This is a genomic window from Actinomycetospora sp., from assembly GCF_036497585.1.
GTDB lineage: Bacteria > Actinomycetota > Actinomycetes > Mycobacteriales > Pseudonocardiaceae > Actinomycetospora.
Genome location: NZ_DASXJD010000004.1, coordinates 1 through 8960 on the forward strand (window position 1 = coordinate 1; position 8960 = coordinate 8960).

General features: G+C 72.6%; 7 protein-coding genes. 4 read left to right on the forward strand and 3 right to left on the reverse strand.

The features are described 5' to 3' along the window. Window positions 1–302: 302 nt before the first annotated feature. A complete protein-coding gene (locus VGH76_RS00215) occupies window positions 303–770 on the forward strand; it encodes a hypothetical protein (RefSeq protein WP_331554584.1) in 468 nt (155 codons plus the stop codon). Beyond that, on the forward strand, window positions 731–2530 hold the full coding sequence (locus VGH76_RS00220) for a helicase-associated domain-containing protein (RefSeq protein WP_331554585.1): 1800 nt from the start codon (window positions 731–733) through the stop codon (window positions 2528–2530). Before VGH76_RS00215 ends, VGH76_RS00220 begins: the two co-directional genes overlap by 40 nt. A gap of 32 nt (window positions 2531–2562) precedes the next feature. Here the strand turns inward: VGH76_RS00220 and VGH76_RS00225 are convergent, their stop codons facing one another. From VGH76_RS00225 to VGH76_RS00235, 3 genes are all read right to left on the reverse strand, one after another. Next, window positions 2563–3579, reverse strand: a complete 1017-nt coding sequence (locus VGH76_RS00225) for an LLM class F420-dependent oxidoreductase (RefSeq protein ID WP_414637630.1) — start codon at window positions 3577–3579, stop codon at window positions 2563–2565. Continuing rightward, the gene (locus VGH76_RS00230; protein ID WP_331554586.1) at window positions 3576–5291 is read right to left on the reverse strand and encodes an AMP-binding protein; all 1716 of its coding nucleotides are present in this window, start codon (window positions 5289–5291) and stop codon (window positions 3576–3578) included. The genes VGH76_RS00225 and VGH76_RS00230 overlap by 4 nt, the downstream gene beginning before the upstream one ends. Window positions 5292–5372: 81 nt before the next feature. Continuing rightward, the gene (locus VGH76_RS00235; RefSeq protein ID WP_331554587.1) at window positions 5373–6014 is read right to left on the reverse strand and encodes a TetR/AcrR family transcriptional regulator; all 642 of its coding nucleotides are present in this window, start codon (window positions 6012–6014) and stop codon (window positions 5373–5375) included. Between the two features lie 166 nt (window positions 6015–6180). On the opposite strand from VGH76_RS00235, the gene VGH76_RS00240 reads away from it, so the two are divergent. Further along, on the forward strand, window positions 6181–7347 hold the full coding sequence (locus VGH76_RS00240; RefSeq protein ID WP_331554588.1) for an acyl-CoA dehydrogenase family protein: 1167 nt from the start codon (window positions 6181–6183) through the stop codon (window positions 7345–7347). Between the two features lie 10 nt (window positions 7348–7357). Then, the coding region (locus VGH76_RS00245) for an AMP-binding protein (RefSeq protein WP_331554589.1) at window positions 7358–8960 on the forward strand (1603 nt) is incomplete at its 3' end.

An 8960-nucleotide genomic window follows, 5' to 3' on the forward strand; every position in this document is an offset into this window, starting at 1 on the left:
TCGACGTACTCGGACTGGAGCCTGAGCAGCCGCTGCCCTACTGGGGATGGGGCTCGATACCCGACCAGTACGGCCGCGACTTCGACCAGGACGACGGGGAGAACGAGCCGGGACCCGACCCCGGGTTGACGGACCTGCCGCCCCTCCACCGGCACTGGGGAGCGAACCGCCGACGCTAGTCAGACGACGACGCGGGCCGCGGCGTCCCGGCCGTCTGGAAGCCGCGCCACCCTCGCCGTCGAGATCTCCGTGGGTGAACCCGCCGTCGGGACCTTCTCCCGGCCCCCGGGAGACTGCTCGTCATGCCCGCGACCTTCGCCGAGCACCTCGAGCGTCTCGACCACGAAGCCCTCACGGCGCTCCTGACGCGCCGCCGCGACGCCTGCATCGAGCCGCTGCCCGCCGACTTCTCCCGGCTCGCCGCGCGGCTGACCAGCGCATCGTCGCTGCGCGACGCGCTGATGCAGGCCGACAGCGACGCCCTCGAGGTCGGCCGGGCGGTCGTCGTCCTGGGCGAGGAGGCGACCCGGCCCGCCGTCGCCGACCTGTTCGACACACAGCTCGAGCATGTGGACCGCGCGGTGGAACGGCTGGCCGCGCTCGGGCTGGCGTGGGAGTCCGGGAAGCGCCTACGCTACCCGACCGGCTCACCGAGCACTTCCTCGCCGAGATCGGCGGCGGGGAGGACATCACGAAACTGGCCCGGGCGATCCGGGTCGACGACCTGCGGGTGCTCGCCTCCGCACACGGTGCCCCGTCGTCGGGACTGAAGGCGACCGTGGCCGAGGCGGTCGCGGCGGCGCTGGCCGACCGACCGGCTGTCGTCGCCAGGGTCGACGCACTCGAGGAGGCGCACCGCGGCCGACTCCTGGACATGCTCGGCTCCTGGCATGTGACCGGCCGGGACCGCGTGGCGGAACGGCTGATCACCCGCGGCATGGTCGTGGAGGCGGGCTACCGCCTCGTCGTTCCACGGGAGGTCGCGATCGCGGCGTGGCTGCGGGTCGCGCGCGTGACCGGACCGCCGGCGCTGCCACCCGCCCACCTCGACAGGGGCGCCGCCGAAGCTGCTCAGGAGTTCCTGCGCTGCGCCGGATTGGTTCTCGACCACGCCCGGACCTCCCCGCTCGGTGCGCTGAAGAGCGGTGGGGTCGGCAAACGCGAGCGGGGCCGCCTCGTCAAGACCCTGGGGCTTCCCGACGACGGCGTGCTCGCGATGATCCTCGACCTCACCTCCGCCACCGGCCTGCTCGGAGTCGGGGCAGACGGCTACACGACCACGGACCGGTATCCGACCTGGCGACGGGCGACGGCCGCACGACGATGGGCCGAGTTGGTGGCCTGCTGGGTCGAGCAGCCCCACCCCTCGCTGCATCGCGCCGATCCCGATGGGACCGAGACCAAGCCCCCGATCGCGCCGGCCGTGAACTCCGGGGAACTGCGCCGCGCCCTGTTGCGGGCGGGACGGGACGGCGGCTCGTTGAGCGCGGCGGCGGACGAGATCGGCTGGTACGCCGGGTTCTTCGGCCCGGGACCGTGGCGGACCGCGGTCACGCAGGCGGCCCTCGCCGAGGCGGTGCGGCTCGGTGTCGCGGACTCCGACGGGTTGGCGCCGCTCGGAATGGCGCTGGTAGCCGTCGGGGCGGACGTGGCGGCGCTGGCCGGCGCCGCGGAGCGGGTGCTGGGAGACGTCGACTGCCAGGTCGTCCTGCAGTCCGATCTCACCGCGATCGTCACCGGGACTCCCGACGACGAGGGGGTACGGCTGCTGACCGACGCCGCCGAGGTCGAGAACCGGGGCACCGCCACGGTCCACCGGTTCTCGCCCCGGACCGTCCGCCGCGCCCTCGACCTCGGCTGGACCTCCGACCAGCTGCTCGCGGGCCTGCACGCCCTCTCGGGCACCGAGGTCCCCCAGCCGCTCGACTACCTGGTGCGTGACGTCGCCCGGGTGCACGGCTCGATCCGGGTGCACGAGGTGCGGACGTGCGTCGTCGCCGAGGAGGCGTTGATCGAGGAGCTCGCCCACGGCCGGGCGCTGCGCAAGCTCGGGTGGCGTCGGCTGACGCGGGAGGTCCTCGCCTCCCCCGAGCCACCGTCTCGGGTCCTGACGATGCTGCGCGAGGCCGGGTACAGCCCGGTCCTCGACGACGGCAGCGGCGCGATCGCCGTGGAGCGCGCCCCCGTGGAGCAGGCCTACGCGGAGGAAACGCTGACGACTCCGGGCGCCGACCCCGCGGACGTGGTGCGCCGGCTCCGGGCGGGCCCGGCAGCAGCGGGCAGCCCGACGGTGCAGACCCTGGCCGGGCTCAACGGCCGGCTGTCGGTCGACGAGCTCGACCTCCTCGCGCACGCGCTGGACCACCGCGTGCCGGTGCACATCACCTACCGCGTCAACAGCGGGTCGGTCACGGAGCGGGCGATCACCCCGCAGGCGCTCATGCACCGGTGGCTGGTGTCGTGGTGCCATCTGCGCAACGACCGGCGCGAGTTCACGGTGGCCTCGATCCTGGCCGTCAGGGCTGCCTGAGGCGGGACGTAGCGGACCGCCGCGTCCAGCCTCTAGAGCAGCCGCGCCACCGACTCGACGTCGTCCGGCAACCCCTGGATCGCGATCTCGTCCACCACGGTCGCCTCCCATCGGTCGAGCTCCGACCGCACCTTCCCGACCGGCCCGACCAGCGCGACCTGCTCCACCAGCTCCGTCGGGATCGCCGCCGCGGCCTCGGGCTTGCGGCCCGTCAGGTACAGCTCCTGCACCCGCGCCGCCACCGCGTCGTAGCCCATCCGCACGAACACGTCGTGGTGGAAGTTCGCCCCGCGGGCGCCCATTCCACCGATGTAGAGCGCCAGCTCGGGCCGAATCCGGTCGGCGGCCCGCTCGACGTCGTCGTCCAGCACCACCGGCACCGTCGCCATCACCTCGAACCCCTCCGGCCGCCCGCCGGGCCGTCGCGCGAAGCCCTCCTCCAGCGCGGACCGGTAGAACCAGTCGAATGCCGGCGCGAAGAACATCGCCTGCCACCCGTCGGCGATCTCGGCGGCCAGCGCGACGTTCTTCGGCCCCTCCGCGCCCAGATACACCGGCAGGTGCGGCCGGTACGGGTGCAACGACGACCGCAGCGGCTTCCCCAGCTCCGACCCGGCCGACGGCAGCGTGAAGTGCTCCCCCGCGAACTGCACCGGCTCGTCCCGGGCCAGCGCCGACCGCACGATCGAGACGTACTCCCGCGTCCGCGCCAACGGCCGCGTGTACGAGACCCCGTGCCAGCCCTCCGACACCTGCGGCCCCGACGCCCCCAGCCCCAGCACCACCCGCCCGCCCGACAGGTGGTCGAGCGTCATCGCCGCCATCGCCGTGGCCGTCGGGGTCCGCGCCGGAAGCTGGGCCACCGCTGCCCCCAGCCGGATCCGCGACGTCAGCGCCGCGCTGAACGCCATCGGGGTGAACACGTCCGACCCGTACGCCTCGGCGAACCACAGCGAGGCGAACCCGGCGTCGTCCAGAGCCCGCACCCGAGCCGCGAAATCCGCCGGCGGCGCCCCGATGAAGTGCCCCGCGTTGACCCCGATCCTCACGCCGTCACCGCGTACAGGTCGGCGTAGGTCGCGCGCAGCTTGTACTTGAGGACCTTGCCGCCGACGGTCTCCGGGAGCTCGTCGGCGAACACCACCGCCTTGGGCGTCTCGTACCCGCCGAGCCGCTGTCGACAGTGCGCGATCAGCTCGTCGGCGTCGACCGCAGCACCCGGAGCCGGCACGACGACGGCGGTCACCGCCTCGCCCCAGTGATCGTGCGGCAGCCCGATGACGGCGGCCCGCGCGACGCCCGGGTGCTCGTAGAGCGCGGCCTCCACCCGCAGGCTCGACACGTTCTCGCCGCCGGTCTTGACGATGTCCTTGATGCGGTCGACGACGATGCGCAGGCCGTCCTCGTCGAACGCGGCGCTGTCGCCGGAGTGGAACCAGCCGGTGCGGAAGGCCTCCCGGGTCGCCTCCTCGTCCTTGTAGTAGCCCGCCGTCACCGTCGGGGTGCGGTACACGACCTCGCCCGGGACGCCGGGCCGGTCGCGCAGCGATACGCCGTCGTCGTCGAACACGTCGGAGGCGAGCAGCGGGCTCGGTAGGCCGACGTAGTTCACGACGGGGGCCGTGGCCTCGTAGGTCTCGGGCCAGCGGCGCGGCCAGAAGCGGTGGCACGTGATCGCCTCGGTCTGCCCGAAGATGCCGAGCACGACGAGCGACTCCCCGGTCTGCGAGAGCAGCTTCCGGTACGTCTCCGGCGGCAGGGCGCCCCACCCGTAGACGACGACGGCAAGGCAGGTCACGTCGAGCGACTCGAACTCCCTGGTCAGCGCCGTGACGAACTGCGGCGACCCGGCCCACAGCGCCGTCACCCGCTCCTCGGCGACCATCGCTGCGACGTCGGCGGGCACCGGGCGCCGGCCGATCACCAGCGTGCCGCCCGAGACGAACGCGCCGAGGGCGAAGATCAGCTCGCCCACGTGGTAGATCATCGGGAGGAAGGTCCCCAGGCGCAGCTCGTTCTCGAGCCCGGTGCCGCGGGTCAGCGAGAGCGCGAAGCTCATCGCGGCGACGTGGCTCGCCGAGTGCGAGATCATCGCGCCCTTGGGCATCGCCGTCGTCCCGGACGTGAACAGCATTTCCCAGATGTCGTCGCCGTGGATCTCGATGTCGGGCTCGTCGTCGGGCTGGGCGTCGACGAAGGCGCCGAAGCCGACGCTGCCGGGGACGACGTCGCCGCCGATCGCGATGGTGACGTCGGCGGCCAGCCCGGCCCGCGCGAACGCCTCCGCGGCCCGCGGCCAGGTCTCGGCGTCGGTGATGGCGAACGACGGCTCGGCGTGGGCGATGAGGTGCTCGACGACGTCGGGCGCAAGGCTCGGGTTGAGGGGCATCGCGACCAGCCCGGCCTTGGCTATCCCGACCTTCGCGACGTAGGCCTCGACGGAGTTCTCGCAGAACAGGAGCACGCGGGCGGCTGGTTCGAGGCCGTGGGCGAGCAGGCCGTTCGCGACCTGGTTGGCGATCCGGTCGGCCTCGCGATAGGTCACCTGCGCGAAGCGGTTCTCGGAGTAGGCGCCGGGGCGGCCGATGATCGCGGCCTGGTCGGGGTAGCTCCAGGTCATCCGCTCGAAGACGTCGCCGACGGACGTGCGCTCCCACCGCTGCACGGCACGGCGCCCGCGCAGGGTGGTGACGTCGAAGGTGGTCTGGGCGAGCGAAGCGACGGGTGATGGTGCTTCTGTGCTTGCGCCGACACGGTCCACGCGTGCCTCCCTGCCCGCTGCGGTGTGACCTGCAGCATTCCCAGGGGCGGGTGGCCGACGCAAGGGCCGGTCACCGACGATTCACTCGGCGCGGTCCTCGAGGCCCAGGCAGCGGCGGCCCATGGATTCGAGGAGCTCCGCGAGCCGGTCCGGCGCCAGGCCGCTGTGGTGGAAGAGCACGGCCTGGGTGGTGCCGAGCGCGGCGTGCACGACGACGCGCAGCTCGGCGTCGGAGAGCTCCCGGCGCTGCGGCGCGAGCGCGATCACCCACTCCTCGATGTAGTGCCGCTGCGCCCGCCGCAGCCCGCGCAGCGCCTCCTCGGGCAGGTGGTGCGCCTCGCGGTAGTACACCTGGAGCAGCCGTCGCTCCTCGATCGCGAAGCGGACGTGGGTGCTGACCAGGCGTTGGAGGGCGTCGCGGTCGTCCTTGGCCTCGGCGACGGCAGCCGTGGCGGCCTGCGTCATCTCGTCCATGAGCTGCTCGAGGAGGGCTGAGAGCAGGGCCGCCTTGGAGTCGAAGTGCCGGTAGATCCCGGACCCGACGATGCCCGCGGCCGCGCCGATGTCGGCCATCCCGACGGCGTGGTAGCCGTGGCGGGCGACGAGGTCGGCGGCCGCGGCGAGGATGCGGTCCTTGCGGGCGGGGTCCCGACGGCCGCGCTTCGCATGTGAACGGATTTCGTCGTCGGGGCGACCAACATCGTTCACATGAGCTTCGCTCATGACCGCCCCCTCCCCTCCTCGGTGAACGGCGCTCCGTCGCAGGTCGCGGCGCCCGTCGTTGTCGGGAAGCGTAGCCGATCCGCGCTGCTGTGCCTCTGGTCACTGCGCGGATCAGGCGCTACGGTCCGGTTCGAGTGAACGGCGGATCACAGGGTGAGGAGTCGGCGTGGACTTCGTGGAGACCGACGAGCACCGCGACCTGCGGGACGCCGTCGGCCGGATCGCGGCCCCGTTCGGCGGGGACTACTACGTCGACCACGCCCGGCGCGGCGTCGAGTGCACCGAGCTGTGGCATGCCCTGGGCGACGCCGGCTACGTCGGGGTGTCGGTCCCGGAGGAGTACGGCGGCGGGGGCGGCGGGCTCGTCGAACTGGCGCTGGTGTGCGAGGAGACCGCGGCCGCGGGCGCCCCGATGCTGCTCCTGCTGGTCACGCACGCGATCTCGGCCGCGGTGATCGCGGAGTACGGCACCGAGGAGCAGCGCAAGGAGTGGCTGCCGGGCCTTGCGGGGGGGCGGGAGAAGGTCGTCTTCGCGATCACCGAGCCCGGCGCCGGCTCCAACACCCATCAGCTCGCGACGACGGCTCGCCGCGCTGAAGGGGAGCACCCCGATAGGGAGTGGGTGATCCGCGGCGAGAAGTACTACATCTCGGGCGTCGACGACGCCCAGGCGCTCCTGCTCGTCGCGAGGACCGGCACGGACGGGCGCGGCAACGCCCAGCTCTCGCTCTTCCTCGTCCCCACCGGCGCGCCCGGGCTCCAGAAGGTGCCGCTGCCGGTCGACGTCATGCTGCCGGAGAAGCAGTTCACGCTGCGGTTCGACGACGTCCGGGTCCCGACGACGGCGCTGGTCGGCGACGAGGGCCAGGGGTTCCGGCAGGTCTTCCACGGGCTGAACCCGGAGCGGATCACCGGCGCCGCGCTGTGCGTCGGGATCGCCCGGTACGCGCTGGCGCGGGCGGCGCGGTACGCGAACGAGCGCGAGGTGTGGGGCAAGCCGATCGGCTCGCACCAGGGGGTCGCGCACCCGCTGGCGAAGGCGCGGATCGAGACGGAGCTGGCCGCGCTGATGACGCGCAAGGCCGCCTGGCTGCACGACCGGGGGCTGCCCGCGGGCGAGGAATCGAACATGGCGAAGTACGCCGCCGCCGAGGCTGCGATCGCCGCCGCGGACGCCGCGATGCAGACCCACGGCGGGAACGGGGTGGCCAGCGAGTTCGGGCTCCTCCCGTACTGGGGCCTCGCCCGACTGCTCCGGATCGCCCCCGTGAACCGGGAGATGATCCTCAACTTCGTCGCCCAGCACGGCCTGGGCCTACCGCGGTCCTACTGAGGAGGTCGCGATGGACCTGCAGCGCAATCTGGCCCAGCGGGTCAACGTCGGGGACGCCCTCACGCGCTCGGCGGCCTCCCAGCCGGACCACCTCGCCGTCGTGGACACCTGGGCGAGCGAAGCGACGGGAGAGATCGAGGTTCGTCGGTTCACGTACGCGGCCTTCGACGCCTGGGTGAATCGGCTCGCGCACGGGCTGCTGGGGCGCGGGTACGCGGTCGGTGATGCGCTGGCGTTGGCGGCCGGGAACAGCGCCGAGTTCCTCGCCGTGTACTACGCCTGCGCGAAGGCCGGCGTGGTGTGCGTGCCCGTCAACCTGGGTTGGCGGCCGCACGAGGTGGCGTACGTGCTGCGGCACTCGGAGGCGCGCGGGATCGTCGTCGAGACCCAGCTGGTCGAGTCGATCTCGGAGGCGCTGGCCGAGGCGCCCGGGGTGACCGACGTGGTGGTGGCGCCGGGGACCGGCGGCTCACGAGTGAACGGCGCCGGCCTCGCGGCGGACGCCAGGAACGTGCCGTTGCTGGCGCTGGAGGAGCTCGCCACCAGCGACGACTCACCCCCCGAGGTCGCGATCGACGACCGCGCGGCGCTCTCGTACCTCTATACGTCGGGCACGACGTCGTTCCCCAAGGGCGTCGTCGGGACCCACCTCGCGATCCACCTCGAGTCGATGTCCGCGGCGCTCGACTCCGGCTGGAGCGCCGACGACCGGTTCATCGCGATGATGCCGATGTTCCACACCGCGCAGCTCAACGCGTTCTGCACACCCGCCGTCGTCGTCGGCGCGACCATCCACGTGCACCGCGGGTTCGACCCGGCGCGGTTCCTCGAGACGATCGAGCAGGAGAAGATCACCCAGGTCTTCGGGCTGCCGATGATGTACCGCCTCGCGCTCGACCACCCCGACTTCTCTCACCGCGACCTCTCGAGCCTCCGCCGCGCCGTCTACGCCATGGCGCCGATGCCCGAGGCGCAGATCAAGGCATGCCTCGACGGGTACGGCTGCGACTTCGCGCTGCTCTTCGGCCAGACCGAGATGTCGCCGATCACCACGCTCTTCCGGCCCGAGCACCAGCTGACACACGTCGGGTCGGTCGGGACGCCGCTGACCGGGGTGCAGGTCGGGATCATGGGTCCTGGCGGTGACCTGCTGCCGCCCGGCGAGCAGGGCGAGATCGTCTACCGCGGGCCCTCGACGATGCAGGACTACCTGCACGATCCGGAGGCCACCGACGCCGCGTTCGCCCACGGCTGGTTCCACTCCGGTGACGTCGGGTTCTTCGGCGACGACGGCGTCCTCTGGTTCGCCGACCGCTCCAAGGACGTCATCAAGACCGGTGGCGAGAACGTCGCGTCGATCGAGGTGGAGCGGGCGGTGTACGACGCCGAGCCCGACGTCGCCGAGGTCGTCGTGGTCGGGCTCCCCCACGCGCGGTGGAGCGAGGCGATCACGGCGGTCGTCGTGCCGAAGCCCGGGACGACGGTGCAGCCGGACAAGCTCATCTCCGCGCTCCGCGACCGGCTCGACGGCTACAAGGTCCCGAAGTCGGTGATCGTCGTCGACGAACTGCCCCGGACCTCCACCGGGAAGATCCAGAAGAACGTCGTCCGGG

What these genes read in the sequence shown, in the direction of transcription:
- VGH76_RS00215 (WP_331554584.1), top strand. Translation starts at nt 303, where the DNA reads ATGCCCGCGACCTTCGCCGAGCACCTCGAGCGTCTCGACCACGAAGCC.
- VGH76_RS00235 (WP_331554587.1), bottom strand. Translation starts at nt 6,014, where the DNA reads ATGAGCGAAGCTCATGTGAACGATGTTGGTCGCCCCGACGACGAAATC.